This is a genomic window from Bradyrhizobium sp. BR14999 (genome assembly GCF_056106085.1).
In genome coordinates, this window is sequence record NZ_CM148536.1 from 4,080,793 (window position 1) to 4,100,538 (window position 19,746).

Annotated in this window: 18 protein-coding genes; 9 read left to right on the top strand and 9 right to left on the bottom strand. The window is 63.4% G+C overall.

Features of this window, described 5'->3' with window-relative positions; genetic code table 11:
- Positions 1–71: 71 nt before the first annotated feature.
- Positions 72–497: a flagellar biosynthesis repressor FlbT gene (flbT, locus tag ACR9YP_RS18670; protein WP_474220753.1), complete on the bottom strand. Its 426-nt coding sequence runs from the start codon at positions 495–497 to the stop codon at positions 72–74.
- Between the two features lie 322 nt (positions 498–819).
- Between flbT and ACR9YP_RS18675 the strand changes: the two genes are divergently transcribed.
- The 4 genes from ACR9YP_RS18675 (at position 820) to flaF (ending at position 8,773) form a co-directional block, all read left to right on the top strand.
- Entirely contained in the window at positions 820–3,060 is a 2,241-nt protein-coding gene (locus ACR9YP_RS18675) for a DUF1522 domain-containing protein (RefSeq protein WP_474220754.1), read from the top strand.
- Positions 3,061–3,390: 330 nt separating this feature from the next.
- Positions 3,391–5,631 (top strand): DUF1522 domain-containing protein, encoded by a 2,241-nt coding sequence (locus ACR9YP_RS18680; RefSeq protein WP_474220755.1) that lies wholly within the window; start codon positions 3,391–3,393, stop codon positions 5,629–5,631.
- A 243-nt stretch (positions 5,632–5,874) separates the two neighbouring features.
- On the top strand, positions 5,875–8,115 hold the full coding sequence (locus tag ACR9YP_RS18685) for a DUF1522 domain-containing protein (protein WP_474220756.1): 2,241 nt from the start codon (positions 5,875–5,877) through the stop codon (positions 8,113–8,115).
- A 289-nt stretch (positions 8,116–8,404) separates the two neighbouring features.
- On the top strand, positions 8,405–8,773 hold the full coding sequence (gene flaF, locus ACR9YP_RS18690; protein ID WP_027560338.1) for a flagellar biosynthesis regulator FlaF: 369 nt from the start codon (positions 8,405–8,407) through the stop codon (positions 8,771–8,773).
- 53 nt (positions 8,774–8,826) lie between these two features.
- On the opposite strand, the gene ACR9YP_RS18695 is transcribed toward flaF, so the two are convergent.
- From ACR9YP_RS18695 to ACR9YP_RS18710, 4 genes are all read right to left on the bottom strand, one after another.
- The gene (locus ACR9YP_RS18695; protein ID WP_474220757.1) at positions 8,827–9,186 is read right to left on the bottom strand and encodes a hypothetical protein; all 360 of its coding nucleotides are present in this window, start codon (positions 9,184–9,186) and stop codon (positions 8,827–8,829) included.
- 159 nt (positions 9,187–9,345) lie between these two features.
- The gene (locus tag ACR9YP_RS18700) at positions 9,346–9,843 is read right to left on the bottom strand and encodes a hypothetical protein (protein WP_474220758.1); all 498 of its coding nucleotides are present in this window, start codon (positions 9,841–9,843) and stop codon (positions 9,346–9,348) included.
- A gap of 11 nt (positions 9,844–9,854) precedes the next feature.
- Positions 9,855–10,223 carry a flagellar assembly peptidoglycan hydrolase FlgJ gene (flgJ, locus tag ACR9YP_RS18705; protein ID WP_474220759.1) on the bottom strand — a complete coding sequence of 123 codons (369 nt, stop codon included), beginning with the start codon at positions 10,221–10,223 and terminating at the stop codon, positions 9,855–9,857.
- Entirely contained in the window at positions 10,223–11,347 is a 1,125-nt protein-coding gene (locus ACR9YP_RS18710) for a flagellar basal body P-ring protein FlgI (RefSeq protein WP_091898030.1), read from the bottom strand. Before ACR9YP_RS18710 ends, flgJ begins: the two co-directional genes overlap by 1 nt.
- A gap of 294 nt (positions 11,348–11,641) precedes the next feature.
- Between ACR9YP_RS18710 and ACR9YP_RS18715 the strand changes: the two genes are divergently transcribed.
- On the top strand, positions 11,642–12,055 hold the full coding sequence (locus tag ACR9YP_RS18715; RefSeq protein ID WP_474220760.1) for a flagellar assembly protein FliX: 414 nt from the start codon (positions 11,642–11,644) through the stop codon (positions 12,053–12,055).
- Positions 12,056–12,227: 172 nt separating this feature from the next.
- On the opposite strand, the gene ACR9YP_RS18720 is transcribed toward ACR9YP_RS18715, so the two are convergent.
- The gene (locus tag ACR9YP_RS18720) at positions 12,228–12,599 is read right to left on the bottom strand and encodes a winged helix-turn-helix transcriptional regulator (RefSeq protein ID WP_091898026.1); all 372 of its coding nucleotides are present in this window, start codon (positions 12,597–12,599) and stop codon (positions 12,228–12,230) included.
- Positions 12,600–12,750: 151 nt separating this feature from the next.
- On the opposite strand from ACR9YP_RS18720, the gene ACR9YP_RS18725 reads away from it, so the two are divergent.
- The 4 genes from ACR9YP_RS18725 to ACR9YP_RS18740 all read left to right on the top strand — a co-directional run bounded on the left by ACR9YP_RS18725 (position 12,751) and on the right by ACR9YP_RS18740 (position 16,487).
- On the top strand, positions 12,751–13,362 hold the full coding sequence (locus tag ACR9YP_RS18725) for an NAD(P)-dependent oxidoreductase (protein WP_474220761.1): 612 nt from the start codon (positions 12,751–12,753) through the stop codon (positions 13,360–13,362).
- 215 nt (positions 13,363–13,577) lie between these two features.
- The gene (gene dksA / locus ACR9YP_RS18730) at positions 13,578–13,943 is read left to right on the top strand and encodes an RNA polymerase-binding protein DksA (protein ID WP_085966600.1); all 366 of its coding nucleotides are present in this window, start codon (positions 13,578–13,580) and stop codon (positions 13,941–13,943) included.
- A 462-nt stretch (positions 13,944–14,405) separates the two neighbouring features.
- Positions 14,406–15,185: a 2-keto-4-pentenoate hydratase gene (locus ACR9YP_RS18735; RefSeq protein ID WP_474220762.1), complete on the top strand. Its 780-nt coding sequence runs from the start codon at positions 14,406–14,408 to the stop codon at positions 15,183–15,185.
- Positions 15,186–15,329: 144 nt separating this feature from the next.
- Positions 15,330–16,487 (top strand): IS4 family transposase, encoded by a 1,158-nt coding sequence (locus ACR9YP_RS18740; RefSeq protein WP_474221083.1) that lies wholly within the window; start codon positions 15,330–15,332, stop codon positions 16,485–16,487.
- A gap of 557 nt (positions 16,488–17,044) precedes the next feature.
- On the opposite strand, the gene flgH is transcribed toward ACR9YP_RS18740, so the two are convergent.
- The 3 genes from flgH to flgG are packed head-to-tail and all read right to left on the bottom strand — an operon-like array spanning position 17,045 to position 19,739.
- The gene (flgH, locus tag ACR9YP_RS18745; protein ID WP_091898018.1) at positions 17,045–17,809 is read right to left on the bottom strand and encodes a flagellar basal body L-ring protein FlgH; all 765 of its coding nucleotides are present in this window, start codon (positions 17,807–17,809) and stop codon (positions 17,045–17,047) included.
- Between the two features lie 3 nt (positions 17,810–17,812).
- A complete protein-coding gene (gene flgA, locus ACR9YP_RS18750) occupies positions 17,813–18,940 on the bottom strand; it encodes a flagellar basal body P-ring formation chaperone FlgA (protein WP_474220763.1) in 1,128 nt (375 codons plus the stop codon).
- A gap of 10 nt (positions 18,941–18,950) precedes the next feature.
- Positions 18,951–19,739, bottom strand: coding sequence for a flagellar basal-body rod protein FlgG (gene flgG / locus ACR9YP_RS18755; RefSeq protein ID WP_091898014.1), 789 nt, complete (start codon positions 19,737–19,739; stop codon positions 18,951–18,953).
- Positions 19,740–19,746 lie beyond the last annotated feature (7 nt).

Sequence of the window (19,746 nt, forward strand, 5' to 3'; positions counted from 1 at the left end):
CAGATCAAAACGGCAACGGCCCCGGAGATGATCCGGGGCCGTTGTCGTTCGGAGGGTTTGGATGGGCGCGGTCAGGCGGCCGAGCTGACGTCGCTCTTGGGATGTGTGGCCTCGTACTGGTCGCGCAGCTTCTCTTCATAGGCGATTAGTTTGCGGGCCTCTTTCAGCGCCCGGTAGAGGTCGCCGCTCATGATGTTGTTGTTGATGCCCTCGATGATCGGCCAGGAGCTCGGCACCGCGGTGACAATGTCGCGCACGAGGTTGAAATACGTGCCGTGCTGTGTCTGCGGATCCGGCGAGATATACATGAGTTGAACCGCCAGATAGACTAGCTTGGCAGGAGTGTTGGCAGTCTCCGGCGTTAGGATGTCGCGCTCGCGCAGGATCGGCACGTTCTCGCCGTCGATCAGAAGGCGGGCGCGCTGGTCCGTGTTGGTGATCACGGAGTTTCCGACGATGATGCGCTCGTGCGGTTTGAGTTCGACCTTGAGAGCCATGCCTGTTCTCCATCAACCCTTTTCTAACGAGTGGCGCGCTCGCCAGTGAACGGCGATTGCCGACTCTGATTTGGGTCTGATCCTTGCTGAATGTGGTTAACGGCTCGTAAACATCCGCGCTCATGCTCAAAACGACAATGATGTCAACGTATTGCAGAGATGAGATGCCCGGAGCCTGGAGTCAGGGATAGGCGCTTGGAGCGCGACGCGGAGAAACCGGCGGTTTCATTTCACGGATTGTTAGAGGCTTGGACGCACCGTCCGCCGGTCGTTTGATCAATCTCGGTCAAACAGGACGCGTAGCTACCAGAAAGGTAACAGTATGTCCGGTATCGTTCTCTCCGCATCGGTTCGTCAGAACCTGCTCTCCCTCCAGTCCACCGCCGACCTCCTCGCCACCACCCAGTCCCGTCTGTCGACCGGCAAGAAGGTGAACTCGGCGCTGGACAACCCCACCAACTTCTTCACTGCTCAGTCGCTCGACAACCGCGCCAGCGACATCAACAATCTGCTCGATGGCATCGCCAACGGCGTGCAGGTGCTGCAGGCCGCCAACACCGGCATCACCTCGCTGCAGAAGCTGCTCGACAGCGCCAAGTCGATCGCGAACCAGGCGCTGCAGACCACGGTCGGTTACTCGACCAAGTCCAACGTCTCGACCACGATCGCGGGTGCGACGGCTTCCGACCTGCGCGGCACCACGACCTATTCGAGCGCAACCGCGCTCTCCAACGTGCTGTTCTCCGGCACTGCCGGCGGCACCACGGCTGCGACCTCGGCCACCACGCTGGGCAGCGCGGCCATCGCCACGGTCACGGGCACCGCGATCAACGCGGCGACCACGGCGGCCAAACTCCTGAACGGCGCGGGTGTGGGCGACGCCAACGCCGGCGTGGCTGCGGGCGATACCCTCACCGTCGACGGCAAGACGATTACCTTCGCGTCTGGCGACGCGCCGGGCACGGCGCCCACCGGCTTCACGAAGGTCGCCGCGATCGCCAACACGACCACCGGCAACGTCTATACCGACGCGAATGGCAACTCGATCGTCTATCTCGGCTCCACGACGCAGGCTTCAATCGGCGACGTGCTGACCGCGGTCGATATCGCAAGCGGTGTCCAGCGCAACGTCTCTGGCACCTTGACGGCGAACACCGGCCAGACCGCCTCGAGCGTCAACGGCAGCGGCCAGCTGGTCCTCAACAGCTCGACGGGCGCTGATCTGAGCATCACGGGCAAGGCTGACACCCTGAAGGCGTTGGGTCTGACTACCGCGACCGGCACGGGCAGTGCCACGATCTCGGCGGCCCGTCTCACCTCAGGAACCAGCCTCGGCACCTTCGTGCAGGACGGCTCGACCCTGAATGTCAACGGCAAGACCATCACCTTCAAGAACGGCGGCACGCCGGGTGCGTCGGAAGTTGCGAGCGGCTCGGGCGTGTCCGGTAACCTCGTGACCGACGGCAACGGCAACTCGACGGTCTACCTCAACAAGGCAACGATCGCCGACGTGCTGAAAGCGGTCGATCTTGCGACCGGCGTGCAGACGGCATCCAACTCTGGTGGTACGGCGACGGTCACCACGGCGACGGGTCAGACCGCGTCCTCGTTGGTTGCTGGTGCCCTCCACATCTCGACCGGAGCGAACTCGGATCTGTCGATCACCGGCACGGGCAACGCGTTGTCGGTGTTCGGCCTGAACGGTTCGACCGGCACCGGCACCGCCTTCACCGCCAGCCGCACCGCGGCTTCCGGCGGTGTCTCGGGCAAGACCTTGACCTTCACCTCCTTCAATGGCGGCACGGCGGTCAACGTCACCTTCGGCGACGGCACCGGCGGCACGGTCAAGACGCTCGATCAGCTCAACACGCAGCTTCAGGCAAACAACCTGACGGCCACGATTGATGCCAACGGCCTGCTCACGGTCTCGGCGACGAACGACTATGCATCCTCGACGATCGGATCAGCCGTCGCTGGTGGTACGATCGGCGGCACGATCACTTCGACCTTGACCTGGTCGAACGCGACCGCGCCGGTTGCTGACGCTGTTGCCCAGGCCACCCGTTCCAACCTGGTGTCTCAGTACAACAACATCATGACGCAGATCGACACGACCTCGCTGGACGCTTCGTTCAACGGCGTGAACCTGCTCAACGGTGATCAGCTCAAGCTGGTGTTCGACGAGACCGGAAAGTCGAGCCTGAACATCACCGGCGTGACCTTCAACTCGAAGGGTCTGGGTCTGGCCGGGCTGGTGCAGGGCACCGACTTCATCGACAATTCGGCCACCAACAAGGTGCTGGCCAAACTGAACACGGCGTCGAGTACGCTGCGTTCGGAAGCCTCCACCCTGGGTTCGAACCTCTCCGTCGTGCAGGTGCGTCAGGACTTCAACAAGAACCTGATCAATGTGCTGCAGACCGGTTCGTCCAACCTGACGCTGGCCGACACCAACGAGGAAGCGGCCAACAGCCAGGCGCTGTCGACCCGCCAGTCGATCGCGGTCTCGGCGCTGTCGCTGGCCAACCAGTCGCAGCAGAGCGTGCTCCAGCTGCTCCGCTAAATAGCGGCCGACATCGCAAACCCAATACGGCGGCGGGGCTTCGGCCCCGCCGTTTTTTTGTCGCTCGCACGTTGTCGAGAGGCGGTTGCATGAGCCGTGAAGCGGTAACTGTTCGTTATGGTTAATGGACAGATAACGGGCCAAAAACATCAACGATCTCAGCTTGATTGTTGCTTCTGACGGAGCGTCTCCGTGAGCTCATTGTGAACCGCCGCTTACGGACACAAGTCCGGTTTCACCCTTTGTTAGCCATGTCGACGCACCCTGCCTGCGTCACTCGATCCAACAGCGATCGAACGAAGACGCGTTAGCTACCAGAAAGGTAACAGTATGTCCGGTATCGTTCTCTCCGCATCGGTTCGTCAGAACCTGCTCTCCCTCCAGTCCACCGCCGACCTCCTCGCCACCACCCAGTCCCGTCTGTCGACCGGCAAGAAGGTGAACTCGGCGCTGGACAACCCCACCAACTTCTTCACTGCTCAGTCGCTCGACAACCGCGCCAGCGACATCAACAACCTGCTCGATGGCATCGCCAACGGCGTGCAGGTGCTGCAGGCCGCCAACACCGGCATCACCTCGCTGTCGAAGCTGCTCGACAGCGCCAAGTCGATCGCGAACCAGGCGCTGCAGACCACGGTCGGTTACTCGACCAAGTCCAACGTCTCGACCACGATCGCGGGTGCGACGGCTTCCGACCTGCGCGGCACCACGACCTATTCGAGCGCAACCGCGCTCTCCAACGTGCTGTTCTCCGGCACTGCCGGCGGCACCACGGCTGCGACCTCGGCCACCACGCTGGGCAGCGCGGCCATCGCCACGGTCACGGGCACCGCGATCAACGCGGCGACCACGGCGGCCAAACTCCTGAACGGCGCGGGTGTGGGCGACGCCAACGCCGGCGTGGCTGCGGGCGATACCCTCACCGTCGACGGCAAGACGATTACCTTCGCGTCTGGCGACGCGCCGGGCACGGCGCCCACCGGCTTCACGAAGGTCGCCGCGATCGCCAACACGACCACCGGCAACGTCTATACCGACGCGAATGGCAACTCGATCGTCTATCTCGGCTCCACGACGCAGGCTTCAATCGGCGACGTGCTGACCGCGGTCGATATCGCAAGCGGTGTCCAGCGCAACGTCTCTGGCACCTTGACGGCGAACACCGGCCAGACCGCCTCGAGCGTCAACGGCAGCGGCCAGCTGGTCCTCAACAGCTCGACGGGCGCTGATCTGAGCATCACGGGCAAGGCTGACACCCTGAAGGCGTTGGGTCTGACTACCGCGACCGGCACGGGCAGTGCCACGATCTCGGCGGCCCGTCTCACCTCAGGAACCAGCCTCGGCACCTTCGTGCAGGACGGCTCGACCCTGAATGTCAACGGCAAGACCATCACCTTCAAGAACGGCGGCACGCCGGGTGCGTCGGAAGTTGCGAGCGGCTCGGGCGTGTCCGGTAACCTCGTGACCGACGGCAACGGCAACTCGACGGTCTACCTCAACAAGGCAACGATCGCCGACGTGCTGAAAGCGGTCGATCTTGCGACCGGCGTGCAGACGGCATCCAACTCCGGCGGTACGGCGACGGTCACCACGGCGACGGGTCAGACCGCGTCCTCGCTGGTTGCTGGTGCCCTCCACATCTCGACCGGAGCGAACTCGGATCTGTCGATCACCGGTTCGGGTAATGCGTTGTCCGCGCTCGGCCTGAACGGTTCGACCGGCACCGGCACCGCCTTCACCGCCAGCCGCACCGCGGCTTCCGGCGGTGTCTCGGGCAAGACCTTGACCTTCAGCTCCTTCAATGGCGGCACGGCGGTCAACGTCACCTTCGGCGACGGCACCAACGGCACGGTCAAGACTCTGGACCAGCTCAACACTCAGCTCCAGGCGAATAACCTGTCGGCCACGATCGACGCCAACGGACTGCTCACGATCTCGGCGACCAACGACTACGCGTCGTCGACGATCGGATCAGCCGTCGCTGGCGGCGCGATTGGCGGCACGATCACGACGTCCCTGACCTGGTCGAATGCGACTTCGCCGACGGTTGATCCGGTTGCCCAGGCCACCCGTTCCAACCTGGTGTCTCAGTACAACAACATCATGACGCAGATCGACACGACGTCAGTCGACTCGTCCTTCAACGGCGTGAACCTGCTCAACGGTGATCAGCTCAAGCTGGTGTTCGACGAGACCGGCAAGTCGAGCCTGAACATCACCGGCGTGACCTTCAACTCGAAGGGTCTGGGTCTTGCCGGGCTGGTGCAGGGTGTCGATTTTATCGACAACGCCGCGACGAACAGGGTGCTCACCAATCTGAATGCGGCCTCGAGCACGCTGCGTTCGGAAGCCTCCACGCTGGGTTCGAACCTGTCGGTGGTGCAGGTGCGTCAGGACTTCAACAAGAACCTGATCAACGTGCTGCAGACCGGCTCGTCCAACCTGACCCTGGCCGACACCAACGAGGAAGCGGCCAACAGCCAGGCGCTGTCGACCCGCCAGTCGATCGCGGTCTCCGCGCTGTCGCTGGCCAACACGTCGCAGCAGAGCGTGCTCCAGTTGCTCCGTTAATAAGTAGCTGAACTTCCAAGACAAAAGAGAGCGGCGGGGCTTCGGCCCCGCAGCTTTTTTGTTGCCGTTAACACCTCGCAGATTCCGCGTTCTTCGGCGGGGAGGGGCGCTAACCCGGCATTAACCCTATCCCTTAAGTCGCCGTTAACCATACTTTAAAGGACAGCCCCTAAAACTGGACCAAAGCCCGCTTTCCAGATCGGCGAGCCCGATTCGTATCCGGTTCAAAAGGAAGATCCGCCAATGTCCAACATCGTTCTCTCGGCGTCAGTTCGCCAGAACCTGTTGTCGCTGCAATCGACGGCCGACCTGCTGGCCACGACGCAGCAGCGCCTGGCGACCGGCAAGAAGGTCAACACGGCGCTGGACAACCCGACCAACTTCTTCACCGCGCAAGGGTTGGACAACCGGGCGAGCGACATCAGCAACCTGCTCGATGGCATCAATAACGGTGTGCAGGTGCTGCAGGCGGCCAACACCGGCATCACCTCGCTGCAAAAGCTGATCGATAGCGCCAAGTCGATCGCCAACCAGGCGCTGCAGACCACCGTGGGCTATTCGACCAAGTCGAACATCTCGACCACGATTCCCGGCGCGACGCCGGCGGACCTGCGCGGCACCACGAGTTACACGAGCGCATCGGCGACCGGCAATGTCGTCACCAACGGTACCGCTGGTGGTACGACGCCGATTACTGCCGCGACCACGCTCGGCGGCATTTCGCAATCCCTGACTGGTAACGCCGCTCCCGACGGCGCCGGCACTGCGGCAAGCCTCGCTGTGGGCCTCACCCTTCTTGGCACGCCGAGCAACACCACCATCGCGGCGAATGGTGCTCCGTCGGACGGCGATGTGCTCATCGTCGACGGCAAGACCATCACGTTCAGGGCCGGCGCTGCGCCGGCAGTGGCCAACGTTCCCGCCGGCTCCGGCAAGAACAACAACGTCGTCACCGATGGCAATGGCAACTCGACCGTTTACCTCGGCACCAATGCCGCCCCGGCCGCAACTGTTCAGGACGTGATGGATGCGATCGACCTCGCGAGCGGCGTGCAAAAGGCCGCAATCACGGGCGGCACTGCGACGCTGTCGAATTCGTCAGGCGCCAACGCCTCCATCGCCGGCGGTCAGCTCACCCTCACCACGGGCACGGGCGCCGACCTCAGCATCACCGGCAAGGCCGACTTCCTCAAGGCGCTCGGTCTGACGACCGCAACCGGCTCCGGCAACGTCACTGCTACGAAGGCGCGTCTGACGGCCCCAGCGACGCTGGGCACGCTTGTTCAGGACGGCTCCACGCTCAACGTGGACGGCAAGACGATCACGTTCAAGAACGCGGCCGTCCCTACCGCTGCTCCATCGGGTTCCACCAAGGTCGGCAACATCGTGACGGATAGCAGCGGCAATTCCGTCGTCTATCTCCAGGGCGCGAACGTTCAGGATTCGCTGAACGCGATCGATCTGGCGACGGGCGCCGGCATCATCAGCGGCGGCGTCGTGGTCGCAGCGAGCGGTTCGTCCCTTTCCTCGGTCGTCAACGGCGCTCTCAAGCTCAGCACCGGCACCGGTGCGGATCTGTCGATCACCGGGACGGGCAACGCGCTGTCCTCGTTCGGGCTGACCGGTCCCACCGGCACCGGCACCGCCTTCACCGCGAGTCGCGCACCGGGAACGGGCAGCATCTCGGGCAAGACGCTGACCTTCACCTCCTTCAACGGCGGCACGCCGGTCAACGTCACCTTCGGTGACGGGACCAACGGCACGGTCAAGACGCTTGATCAGCTGAACTCCCAGCTGCAGGCGAACCATCTGACGGCGACGATCGACGCCAATGGCGTGCTCACGATCTCCACCGTCAACGAGTACGCCTCCTCGACGCTCGGCTCCACAACTGCCGGCGGCGCAGTTGGCGGTACGATCACGGGCGTGGTGGCCTTCACGACCGCCCAGCCGCCGATTCAGGATCCGGTCGCGCAGACTGCGCGCTCGAATCTGGTCAACCAGTTCAACAACATCCTGGCGCAGATCGATACGACGTCGCAGGACGCCTCCTTCAACGGCGTCAACCTGCTCAACGGCGATACGCTGAAGCTCATCTTCAACGAAACCGGCAGCTCGACGCTCGCCATCAACGGTGTGGTGTTCAATGCGGCGGGCCTCGGCCTCAGCAACCTCGTCAACGGCGTGGACTTCATCGACAACGGTGCCACCAACAGGGTGCTGACCAGCCTGAACGCCGCCTCGAGCACACTGCGGTCGGAAGGCTCGGCGCTCGGTTCGAATCTCTCGATCGTGCAGGTGCGCCAGGACTTCTCCAAGAACCTGATCAACGTGCTGCAGACCGGCTCGTCCAACCTGACGCTTGCCGACACCAACGAGGAAGCGGCCAACAGCCAGGCGCTGTCGACCCGCCAGTCGATCGCGGTCTCCGCGCTGTCGCTCGCCAACCAGTCGCAGCAGAGCGTGCTCCAGCTGCTCCGCTAAGCGCGACGCTGACGATCGCAATGAATGGAAGCGCGGCGAGGCTGATGCCTCGCCGTTCTTTTGAGAGAGATCGCTAACTCGATTAGCTGAAACCGGCGCATGATGGACGCAAGCGTTTACAGTGCACGCACGCGTGTTTAGCTTTGAAGTGAGAAGACTCCGCGACCCGTAATTGTCCGGAGTCCTTCCGTACTCTCACGTAAGCAAATCTTAAGCGCTGCTGCCTAGGGTTGGGAAAGAAATCCTTAAGCTCGTTCAACGGGCTAGGTAAACCTCCAAGGTGTGATTGATGTCGAATTCTGCTGCCTCGGCCTACGCGCGCGTTGCAACGACCACCGCATCTCCTCGCGACATTGAGGCGCAGACCCTGCTCAAGGCCGCGAACAAGCTGCAGGATGCGGTCAACAGCGCCGATCCGCTCAGCGAGCAGACGATGCAGGCCCTGATGTTCAACCGCAAGCTCTGGACCATCTTCCTCAGCGAAGCGATGCGCGACACCAATCCGCAGCCGCTCGACGTCCGGCAGAAGATCGCCAACATCAGCGTGTTCGTGCTGAGCCAGACCGCGGCGCTGCAGATGAGCCCGCAGTTCGATCACTTCCGTCCGCTGATCGAGATCAACAGGAACATCGCTGCCGGTCTGTCCGGCCGTCCCTGATGGACGGCTCAACCTATCTCGAAACGGCGCAGGCTACCCGCGACACCTGAGCGTCAGGCGCTGAGATCGGTATTGAGCGGACGCGAGGGCTCGGATTTCAGATCCATTGCGTGGAAATAAGCACGCCGGCGCAGCATTGCCTCGTCGGGGAACTGGTTGACCACCGCGTCAGTCTTGTCGTTGACCACCTGGAAGACGAAAGATGCGGCCGCCTGGTCGAACACGACCTGGCGCGAGATGTTCTCGCTATTCTGCAAATCGTTGCGCACGGCCGCGCTGGTATCGCTCGCGGCCACCGTCTGGCTCACGGGCAGATCGGTTTGCACGGCATCGTTCGCCGCCGCGTTCGACGTCGTTACGATTGGCGCGGGGGCCGGTATCCCCACCGGCCGGATGCTGAAATCTGTACTCATGGCAGCCTCCTGGTTGCCTTACTTGAGTCAAATCCCAACCCCTCTAATCGCGCAAGCATGGAGCATCAGGATTGAAGGTCCGGTTAGGAAACGTGCCTAACCGCGCGACGACATCGCCGCGCGGTTTTTTGTAAAATTGTCTCTTGTTCTTGCGGGCGCTCAGAGCGAGCGGCTGACCGCAAGCGGTGTGATGTGGCGCGGGCCGGGAGCTGCGCGACGACCCGCGGCGGTATAGGTGTTCGGTACGTTGCGCTTCTGGATCTCGGCATTGACGCCGCGCACGACGCTCTCGGACACGGCGTGTGCGGTGGCGAGCACGGTGAGATTGACCTGAAGCATCGCCCGGAACGCATCGTGGTGGCGATGCAGCGTCGAGAGCAGCTCGGGCGCGGATTTCGTGAGCTGGGCCTGGTTCGCCTTCAGCTGGCTGACGGCACCGACATAATTTCGCGACAGCTCCTGCTTCTTGCCCTCGAGCGTCATCGCCTCGCGGACGTTGCCGGCGCGAACCAGCTCGGTCTCGCGCTCGATCAGTCCGAGCAGGGCGCTCATCGCATCCATCAGGTTCTCGGCGAGCTTGCGGGCCTCGGCGCTGCCGGGCGCGGTGTTCGTACGCTGCGCTTGCATCGGCTGACGTGAGGCGTTGAAATGGTTCATCTCGATTCACCTTATGCCGTGCGGATCGTTTTCGCCTGCTGCATGATCAGGGTGCGGTAGACTTCGTTGGCGATGCCGACGCCGCCGGCCTTGGCGAAGTTCTTGGAATATTGCTCCGTCAGCATCGAGCGCCACACCCCGGTGCCGGGCGTGTCGCCGAACGGGCCTTCGCCCTTCAGGCCGGAGGTCATCTGCGAGAACATGCTGTTGAGGAACATCGCCTCGAAATCGGTGGCGGTCTTCTGTGCCTTGGCCTGCTGTTGCGGCGAGACCTTTTGCAGGGCGCTCGCGAGCTCGAAATCCGGCCGGCCGTTGCGACTCTCGACCGAAAAGGCCGAGGAGTTGGCGACGCGCGGGGTGTTGATCGCGCCGGTCTGCATCACATCACCTCGATGTCGGCTTCGATCGCACCGGCGGCCTTGATCGCCTGGAGGATGCTGATCATGTCGCGGGGCCCGATGCCGAGGCCGTTGAGGCCGTCGACGAGCTGCTGGAGCGACACGCCGTCCTTGACCACGGCCAGCTTCTTGCCGTCCTCGGTGACGGTGACGGCGCTGCGTGGCGCGACCACGGTCCGCCCTCGCGACAACGGGTTGGGCTGGCTCACCTGCGGGCTCTCGGAGATCGTGACGGTGAGGTTGCCTTGCGCAACCGCGACCGTGGCGACGCGGACGTCGCGGCCCATCACGATGATGCCGCTCCGCTCGTCGATGATGATCTTGGCGGCGAGATCGGGATCGACCTGGAGCTGCTCGATCTCGGTGAGAAAGGCGACGACGTTGCCCTTGAACTCCGGCGGGATCGACAGCTGCACCGTCGAGGGATCGATCGGCTCGGCGGTCTTGACGCCGAGATAGTCGTTGACGGCGGCCGCGATGCGCTTGGCGGTGGTGAAGTCGGCGTTGCGCAGCGCCAGGCGCACGTTTGGCAGGCGATTGAGCGCGAATTCGATCTCGCGCTCGATGATGGCGCCGTTGGCAATGCGCCCCACGGTCGGCACGCCGCGCACGATCTTCGCCGCTTCGCCCTCGGCCTGGAAGCCGGAGATCGCGAGCGAGCCTTGCGCGACCGCATAGACGTTGCCGTCGGCACCCAACAGGGGCGTCACGAGCAGGGTCCCGCCCTGGAGGTTCTTGGCGTCGCCGAGCGCGGAGACGGTGACGTCCATGCGCGTGCCCTGGGTGGCGAACGCCGGCAGGTTGCCCGTCACCATCACGGCGGCGACGTTGCCGGTGCGGATGGTGGCGCCTCGGATGTTGACGCCCATGCGCTCGAGCATCGCTTGCAGCGACTGCTTGGTGAAGGGGATGTTGTTGAGCGTGTCGCCGGTGCCGTTGAGGCCGACGACGAGGCCGTAGCCGATGAGCTGGTTCTGCCGCACGCCCTCGATGTTGGCGAGGTCCTTGATGCGCGATGTCGCGCTTGCAGGCGTGACCGAGAGCGCCAGCGCTGACAGCGCGGCACAGGCCACCCCAACAATCCTCACCCAACGAACGCCTGGCATCCTCTGCTCCCCAAGGCTCCTAAAAAGGCTCCTAAAAAGGCTCCTCAAATCGAAAGACCGGCTGCGACACTCCCATGACGAGCTGGTCCGGCGCTTTCCTTGCGAGCGCCGTGCCAACCCCGAGCAGCGAGGGTAGGTGGCTGAATAGGTTGAATAAATCTGTTTCGACCGGTGTCAGCCGGCGTTCGCCCTGAGGAGCGAAACTGCCGCCTGTCGGCAGATTTTGCCGAGCCGTTTACGCGCCGTTAACCATAAAACGGCGAAGGTGCGGCATCGATCACCCGGATTGCTGCGATGCGCATCTACGGACCGAACGGCACCACGCTTGGAGCGCCGGCCAGCCAGGCGAGGCGGACCGGCTCCGGCACCTTCGTCCTGCCCGACACCTCGTCGGCGCAGGAGACGCGGAGTGCTGCCGCGCCGAAAGCCACCGCCAACATTGATGCGTTGCTTGCACTGCAAGGCGTCGAGGAGGATCCGGTCGAGCGCCGCAAGCGCTCCGTCGCCCGCGGCAGGACCGCGCTCGACGTGCTCGACGATCTCAAGATGGGGCTCCTGTCCGGCAATCTCGACGCGTCGACCGTGATGCGGCTGCGCGACGCTGCGGCGAATTTGAAATCGTCTTCGGGTGATGCCGGTCTCGATGCGGTGCTGTCCGAGATCGAGCTGCGCGTCGAGGTCGAACTGGCGAAGGCCGGGCGGACGTAGTCAGGCATCGCGCGCTGTCATCGCCCGCGAAGGCGGGCGATCCAGTATTCCAGAGACTGTCCTTGTTGAATCGAGAGGCCGCGGCGTACTGGATGCCCCGGTCAAGCCAGGTCAAGCCGGGGCATGACAGCGGAGTTTGGAGTGGGCGCGCAGCGCACTTCCGGCAGAGCGCCTATGCCGCTTCCTCCTTCTGCTGTGCGTCGTAGCGGCGCTGGGCGGCGAGCACGTCCTTCAAGTTCTGCTCGGCCCAATCGCGCAGGGGATCGACCGCCGCCGCCAGCGTCAGCCCGAGCTGCGTGATCGAATATTCCACCGTGACAGGTACAGTCGCGATGGCGCGGCGCCTGATCAGGCCGTCGCGTTCGAGCGATTTGAGAACCTGACTCAGCATCTTCTGTGAAATGCCTTCGATCGTGCGGCGCAATTGATTGAAGCGCATCGGCTCCTCGCGCAGCAGCAAGAGGATCAGCACCGCCCATTTGTCGCCGACGCGATCGAGGATCTGGCGCGTCGGACAGTTCGCTGCATAGACGTCGGGTTTCATCTTGGGGTCCTCGGATTCCGTTCTGGTCGTCTGCGAATAGGCATGCCGGTTACTCCAGCGTTATCAGGTAAGCACAAAGTGCTCTCTTAACACCAGCATTCTTTGCGATATCTAGTAACTACTAGTTACTATAGAAGCAAAGGAGCCTTCCATGAAAATCGCAGTCGCCGGCGCCTCGGGCCGGGCCGGGTCGGAAATCACCAAGGAACTATCCCGTCGCGGCCATAGCGTCACCGCCATTGCCCGCAATCCGGAAAAGATCGCGGCCCTGCCGAACGTCACGCCCACCAAGGGCGACGTGCTCGATCAGGCCGGCCTCGCCAAGCTGTGGGCCGGGCACGACGTCGCCGTGAGTTCCGTGCACTTCCTGGCCAGCGATCCGCGCAAGCTGATCGGCGCGGCGAAAGACTCCAAGGTGAGCCGTTACCTCGTCGTCGGCGGCGCTGGCAGCCTCGAGGTCGCTCCGGGCGTGAAGCTGGTCACGACTCCCGGATTTCCCGCCCAGTACAAGGCCGAGGCCGAGAAGGGTTCCGCCTTCCTGGACCTGTTGCGACAGGAAAAGGACCTGAACTGGACCTTCATTTCCCCGTCGGCGCTGTTCGTCGAGGGCGAGCGGACGGGCAAGTTCCGGATCGGGACCGACCAGCTTCTCGCAGATGCGAACGGCAAGAGCTGGATCACCTTCGCCGACTACGCCATTGCGCTCGCCGACGAGATCGAGCGGCCGGCCCATCTGAGGCAGCGTTTCACGGTCGGTTACTGAGCCGGCAGCCACCCCCGGGTCTTTGCGGATAAACGTTCTTGTGCAAGGACTTGGGGGTGGCCCCCGAGCGATCAGGGAAATATTGTCTGTCATAGGAGGCCGCTATATAAGGCCCCGCTCAACGGACCCCGTTCCGTTTGCGAGTCGTTGCTTAGACAGATAGGCCGCCCTTGGAAAAGTTGAAAAACTACCGACCGACCGACAAAGAGCCTTTCATGAACGACCGGCAGAAGGAGTACTTCCGTCTGAAGCTCCTTGCCTGGAAGGATGAGATCCTCAAAGAGTCCAAGCTCACCCTGCAAGCCCTGCAGGAGGAGAACGTGAACCACCCCGATCTCGCCGATCGGGCTTCGTCCGAAACCGACCGTGCCATCGAACTCCGCGCCCGCGACCGCCAGCGCAAGTTGATCGCCAAGATCGACGCCGCGCTTCAGCGCATCGAGGACAACACCTATGGCTATTGCGAGGAAACCGGCGAGCCGATCTCGTTGAAGCGGCTCGAGGCCCGGCCCATCGCGACGCTCTCGGTGGAAGCGCAGGAGCGCCACGAGAAGCGCGAGAAGGTCTATCGCGACGAATAGAGCCCGAGCCGCAGAGTTGCGGCTCTTTGTTTTTGGAGGCAAGGCGCCTTTGGGCGTCGGGGTCGGCGTTTTGCCTGTCGCATGAAAGCCGCGCGCTTCAATGCGCGGGTGCAATCGCGAAAAGTGAATCGCGATCAACGCTCTAGACTCGATTCCTCGGGGCTCACGTGAGTTCGGATGAGAAACAGCCTTCACTTCAGGTGCGGGAGGTTTTGCGAGTCGCATCAACGAGATCGACTCGGATGTTGAGGCGTTGATCCAGCAGCATCAAGCATCGCTGTAATCACGCTTTGAGCGCCGGTCGCGGGACCGCATGGCGCGCGCCCCATAAGGCCCAGACCAATTCAATATTTCCTTAAACGCGGGCGAGGGGCCGTAGTCTGCCCGCCGCCCGCGCTTGTCAGGCCGGAGCGGGGATGCTGAAGTGTCGCCCTCGAATGCGTAGCGTGGGAGGCGGCGCCGATGGACAGGATTCTCGAAGCCGCAAAGGCGATCGCGCTGGCGCGCCGCAACCATGCGCCGCTCGCGCCGCTGAAGCGTCCTCCGGCCGATGAAGCCGAGGGCTATCAGGTCCAGCGTGCCCTGCACGATCTCCTGCTGCCCCATGTCGGGCCACTCGTCGGCTACAAGATCGGTTGCACCAGCCAGGTGATGCAGGACTACATCGGAATCCCGCATCCCTGTGGCGGCGGCGTGTTCCAGAACGGCGTCCATGAGAGCGGCGCGAAGCTCGCCGCCTCCAACTATGTCCGCGTCGGCGTCGAATGCGAGATCGCGGTGCGGCTGAAGCGCGACCTTGCCGCCGGCGAGGCGCCGTTCACGGCCGAATGGGTCGGCGAGGCCGTCGAAGCCTACCATCCCGCGATCGAGATCGTCGACGATCGCTACGTGAAGTGGGAGACGATGGGCGCGCCGACCCTGATCGCCGACGATTTCTTCGCCGCCGGTTGCGTGCTGGGCCCCCTGGTTCCACGCTCGTCCGTGCCGGATCTGATGGCAGTGAAAGGCCGCGCCATCGTCAACGACGAGGAGGTGAGCCAAGGCACCGGCGCCGACGTGCTCGGTCACCCCCACAACGCACTCGCCTGGCTCGCCAACCACCTCGCCGCCGAAGGCAAGAGCCTGCACGCGGGGCAACTCGTGCTCACCGGCAGCCTGGTGAAGACGCTCTGGCTGAAAGCCGGCGACAAGGTGCGGATGGAGCTGGACGGGCTCGGGACGGTGGAGGCGGAGTTTACGTGAGGCGTTGCGGCACCCTCCGCGGTCGTTCCCCGCTTGCGCGCAGGGCTGTCCGGGGAATGATTCACTGTGTCGCGGAGCATGCCCGGGTTTTCCCGGCTTGAAGCAGGTACTTTCTGGTTGTCGAGACTCAGAAAGGGGCCGGGCATGCGGTTTAGCGATAGCATTTTTGGAAGGCTGCTTGAACCGATCAATCGGCGGCAGTTTCAGACGACTGTGGATCGTTTGGATGGCGACGCCTACGACAAGACGTTCGACAGCTGGGATCATCTTGTCGCATTGATATTCTCCCAGCTCAGTGGCGTCGACAGCTTGCGTGCCCTTGAGGCGATCTGGAACGCCAATTCGCATCATCACTACCATCTTGGTGTCGGCAAATTGGCGCGCTCGACGCTTGCGGATGCCAATGCCCGACGGCCGGTCAGTATCTTCGCAGAAGTCTTTGAGCGATTGTCTGGGCATGCCGACCGAGCGCTGAAGCGGGAGGGTGCCGAGATGCTGCGGCTGATCGATGCGACGCCGGTTCCGCTGGATCAACTCAGCACCTGGGCCGGTTGGAACGGACGTACCCGTGGTCTCAAGCTTCACGTGGTTTACGATCCCGGCTCGGATCATCCGCGCCGTCTGGCGATCACGCCGTCGACGGTCAATGACGTCACACCAGCCCAGCAATTCCCGATCGAGGCCGGCGCCACCTATGTGTTCGACAAGGCCTATTGCAGTTATGCCTGGTGGACACGGCTTCACGACGCGGGCGCCTGCTTCGTCACCCGCCAGAAGAAGAATCTGCGCTTCAGAGCTACACGCTGGCGGAAGCTGCGGAAACAAAAGGGGAAGGGCTTTAAAATCATCGACGATGCTGAGGTAAAGCTCCTCAGCAGCTCCAAACTTGCTGTTCCGATGCGCCGCATACGCCTCAAACGCGATGACGGTACAAAACTGACCCTCATCACCAACGATCTGAAGCGTTCGGCCATCGAAATCGCTGCGCTTTACAAAACACGCTGGCAGATCGAGCTGTTGTTCCGCTGGATCAAGCAGCACCTCAAGCTTCGCAAATTTCCCGGCCGCTCCGAGAACGCGGTCCGTCTGCAAATCCTCGCCGCCATGATCGCCTATCTGCTGCTGCGGATCGCCGCACGCGAAAGTCATCTAATCATGCCGGCTATCCGCTTCGCAGGTCTTGTCGCCGCGTCGCTGTTCGCACGAAAACCAATCGCCGACATCGACCGACCTCCCAAGGTGAACCCATCCGCTGCCCGCGACAGAAGCTCCCCCGACCAGATCAGCTTCTGTTATGCATAGAATTCCCCGGACAGCCCTGCGCGAGGGCGGGGAATCCATTAGGCGGAGGTTTTTGGGTTCATCACTGATGTCTCGGAATACTGCATCGCCCGCCTTCGCGGGCGATGACAGTTGAGAGGTCAGATTGCGCTCGGCCAAGCTCGTCATTGCGAGGAGCCCTTGCGACGAAGCAATCCAGAGTCTCTCCGTGGAGGCAGTCTGGATTGCTTCGCTTCGCTCGCAATGACGGAGTTTGGGGCCGCGGTACTGCATGAATTGTTAGCTGCGAGTCGTGGCGGCTTTTGAGGGGAAGCTCTCTCAGCCGTCATTGCGAGGAGCTCTTGCGACGAAGCAATCCAGAATCGTTCCGCAGAGGCAGCCTGGATTGCTTCGCTGCGCTCGCAATGACGGAGTGTGGGCAGACGGTGTCGCTGCAACTGCGCGAACCTGAGCCGCAGTTCGCAGCCGCCTTTCGCAAAATACATGCGGCCCTCGCCAGGGGAGCTAGCGAGGGCCGCGTCGTACATCGTCGTTCGCGCCTAGGTTCGCGGACACGATGTGGGAGCTCTTAAACAGGCTTAGAAGGGCAGCAGCACGTCCATGACCTGTTGGCCGTAGCGCGGCTGTTGCACGTCCATGATCTGGCCGCGGCCGCCATAGGCGATGCGGGCCTGCGCGATCTTGCTGGAATCGATGGTGTTGTCGCTCTGGATGTCTTCGGGGCGAACGATGCCTGCGACCACGAGCTCGCGGATCTCGTAGTTGACACGGATCTCCTGCTTGCCCTCGACCACGAGGTTGCCGTTCGGCAGCACCTGCGTCACAACCGCGGCGACGTTGGTCTGCAACGCTTCCTGGCGGTTGACCGAGCCCTTGCCGTCGGCCGAGGACGTCGAGTCAGTAGTGAGGAGACGTCCGGGGAGAACCTTGAGCGGCTGCGTGACTGTCTGGCTGCCGATGAAGTCCGTAATCCCTGAATCTTCCTTGCTGGTCCGGCTACGTTGGGTCTCGTTGGAGAGGTTGGCCTTGTCCGTGATGTTCACGGTCACGGTCAGGAGGTCGCCGACCTGGCGGGCGCGCTGGTCCTTGAAGAAGGCGCGGCTGCCGTTACGCCACAGCGAGTTCGGATTGTAGGAGGCGACTTCCGGCTTCGGCATCGGCATCTGCACCGGCTTGTAGCCGGGCTGCGTCGTCGGATTGTCGATCGCCGACAATTTCGGTTGCTCGCCGATCTGCGACAGGCGGTCGATCGAGGAGCAGCCGGTTGCCAGCGCGCAAGTCGCCAGCAGCAGGGCAGAGATCGCGATGCGACGAAGACGGGAAGCCGAACTGAACGGAGACATGACTTACTCTGACTTGGCTGGAGCTTGCGAGACGCGAACTTGCGGAATTTGGGCTTGTGCGATCTGGGCGGGAGCCGGCGCCTGGATCAGGCTCTGCGCGAGGGCTGCGGCCGCCGGCACATCGTCACGCTTGAGCGACGAGGTCTGCTCGACCGCGGGCGCCATCGGTGCGGACTGGCTTGCGCCCTGGACCGTGACCTGGCCGCGGCCGGTGACGACGCCGGTCAGCGTGCGCTTGGATTGCGGATTGAGCACGCTGACGGTGTCGCCCTCGGCACCGCTCTCGATCGCCTTGCCGCGCGTGGTGAGATAGAGACCGGGCACCTGGTAGATGATGGTGACGGTCTGATCGCGCACCACGAAGTCAGGCTTGACGATGTCGGCGACACGGATCGGCACGCCCGCGCGCATCGGCCGGCGCAGCTGCATGCCGACGGTACGATCGCGCGAAGCGGGCTCGCCGGTGACCTCGGCCTTCGGCCGCCGCTCCAGCGAGACGTCGGAGGATTTCAGGAGCTCGGTGCGGTCGATGTCGCGCGTCAGCACGGCCACTTCTACCGTCTCGATCGCGGTGCCGGTGAAGCGGAGCTTGGTCGGCGCCGGATTGTTGTCGTTGTTGATCTCGAAGGCGACGTCGAAACGGCCGCTCCGGGCGTCATAGCGGGTTGAGACCGGCTGGAGCGCACCAGTGTTGGAGGCGTCGAGCCGCATATCGGAGATGCCGCGGTCGAACGTGACCGTGATGTTGGCGGCGTCGCCAAGGCCGAAGCGGCGCTCGAGCGTCGAGGCGACCGCGTTTTCGAGGTCCTTGCTGGCGAGCGTGCGGGCGAGGCGGGTGACCTGGACCTCCTTGATGTCGCCGGTCATCACGCCGATCACTTGTTTGGCGCGGAGCACCGACAGCACCTGCGCGACCGTCAGCGTGCCGGTGGTGCCGAGATCGGGCGAGCGGTAGACCGGGATCAGCGCGGCCGATCCTGCGTTGTCGATGAGATCGCCGACCCGCACCACGTCCGAGGTGACGGTGACGCTCGCGCGCAGCGTCGGCGCTGCGATGAAATCGTCGGCCGCCGCTGCCGGCAGCGCCAGCGCGAGAAGAGCGGAGATCGTGGCGAGGGTGGTCCGGATCATCGTCATCACCTCAGCGGAACAGCGCCGTGGTCGATTGCATCATCTGGTCGGCGGCGCTGATCACCTTGGCGTTCATCTCGTAGGCGCGCTGGGCCGCGATCAGGTCGCTCATCTCCGAGACGACGTCGACATTGGCCTGCTCGAGGCTTCCTTGCGTGATGTTGCCGTAACCTTCGGCCGTCGCGGTGCCGTCCTGGGGCGGGCCGGAGGAGGGCGTCTCGGTGAACTGATTGCTGCCGACGGGCTGGAGGCCCGCCTTGTTGATGAAGCGGGTCAGGCCGATCTGGCCGAGGATGGTCGAGGTCGACGAGCCCGGCAGCGTCACCGAGACCTGGCCCTGGACGTTGACGGTCAGGCCCGAGGCGTTGTTCGGGATCGTGATCGTCGGCTGCACCGGATTGCCCTGCGCGGTGACGATGCGGCCCTGATTGTCCATCTGGAAGGTGCCGTCGCGGGTGTACTGGTAGGTGCCGTCGGGCATCAGGATCTTGAAAAAGCCTTCGCCCGAGACCGCGAGGTCGAGATCGTTGCCGGTCTGCGACAGCGTGCCCTGCGTCATGCTGCGCGGCGTGCCGACGGTCTTGACGCCGCCGCCGATGTCGACGCCCACCGGCAGGATCGTGCCCTGGTCGGACGACTGCGCGCCGACGCGGCGGACGTGCTCGTAGATCAGGTCCTGGAACGCCGCGGTTTGCTTCTTGAAGCCGGTGGTGCGCAGGTTGGCGATGTTGTTGGAGATCACCTGAACGTTGAGTTCCTGTGCCGCCATTCCGGTCGCTGCGGTGTGAAGCGCCTGCATGTCAGTT

Coding starts and splice junctions, on each gene's coding strand:
- flbT (WP_474220753.1), bottom strand. CDS start 497: ATGGCTCTCAAGGTCGAACTCAAACCGCACGAGCGCATCATCGTCGGA.
- ACR9YP_RS18675 (WP_474220754.1), top strand. CDS start 820: ATGTCCGGTATCGTTCTCTCCGCATCGGTTCGTCAGAACCTGCTCTCC.
- ACR9YP_RS18680 (WP_474220755.1), top strand. CDS start 3,391: ATGTCCGGTATCGTTCTCTCCGCATCGGTTCGTCAGAACCTGCTCTCC.
- ACR9YP_RS18685 (WP_474220756.1), top strand. CDS start 5,875: ATGTCCAACATCGTTCTCTCGGCGTCAGTTCGCCAGAACCTGTTGTCG.
- flaF (WP_027560338.1), top strand. CDS start 8,405: ATGTCGAATTCTGCTGCCTCGGCCTACGCGCGCGTTGCAACGACCACC.
- ACR9YP_RS18695 (WP_474220757.1), bottom strand. CDS start 9,186: ATGAGTACAGATTTCAGCATCCGGCCGGTGGGGATACCGGCCCCCGCG.
- ACR9YP_RS18700 (WP_474220758.1), bottom strand. CDS start 9,843: ATGAACCATTTCAACGCCTCACGTCAGCCGATGCAAGCGCAGCGTACG.
- flgJ (WP_474220759.1), bottom strand. CDS start 10,223: ATGCAGACCGGCGCGATCAACACCCCGCGCGTCGCCAACTCCTCGGCC.
- ACR9YP_RS18710 (WP_091898030.1), bottom strand. CDS start 11,347: ATGCCAGGCGTTCGTTGGGTGAGGATTGTTGGGGTGGCCTGTGCCGCG.
- ACR9YP_RS18715 (WP_474220760.1), top strand. CDS start 11,642: ATGCGCATCTACGGACCGAACGGCACCACGCTTGGAGCGCCGGCCAGC.
- ACR9YP_RS18720 (WP_091898026.1), bottom strand. CDS start 12,599: ATGAAACCCGACGTCTATGCAGCGAACTGTCCGACGCGCCAGATCCTC.
- ACR9YP_RS18725 (WP_474220761.1), top strand. CDS start 12,751: ATGAAAATCGCAGTCGCCGGCGCCTCGGGCCGGGCCGGGTCGGAAATC.
- dksA (WP_085966600.1), top strand. CDS start 13,578: ATGAACGACCGGCAGAAGGAGTACTTCCGTCTGAAGCTCCTTGCCTGG.
- ACR9YP_RS18735 (WP_474220762.1), top strand. CDS start 14,406: ATGGACAGGATTCTCGAAGCCGCAAAGGCGATCGCGCTGGCGCGCCGC.
- ACR9YP_RS18740 (WP_474221083.1), top strand. CDS start 15,330: ATGCGGTTTAGCGATAGCATTTTTGGAAGGCTGCTTGAACCGATCAAT.
- flgH (WP_091898018.1), bottom strand. CDS start 17,809: ATGTCTCCGTTCAGTTCGGCTTCCCGTCTTCGTCGCATCGCGATCTCT.
- flgA (WP_474220763.1), bottom strand. CDS start 18,940: ATGATCCGGACCACCCTCGCCACGATCTCCGCTCTTCTCGCGCTGGCG.
- flgG (WP_091898014.1), bottom strand. CDS start 19,739: ATGCAGGCGCTTCACACCGCAGCGACCGGAATGGCGGCACAGGAACTC.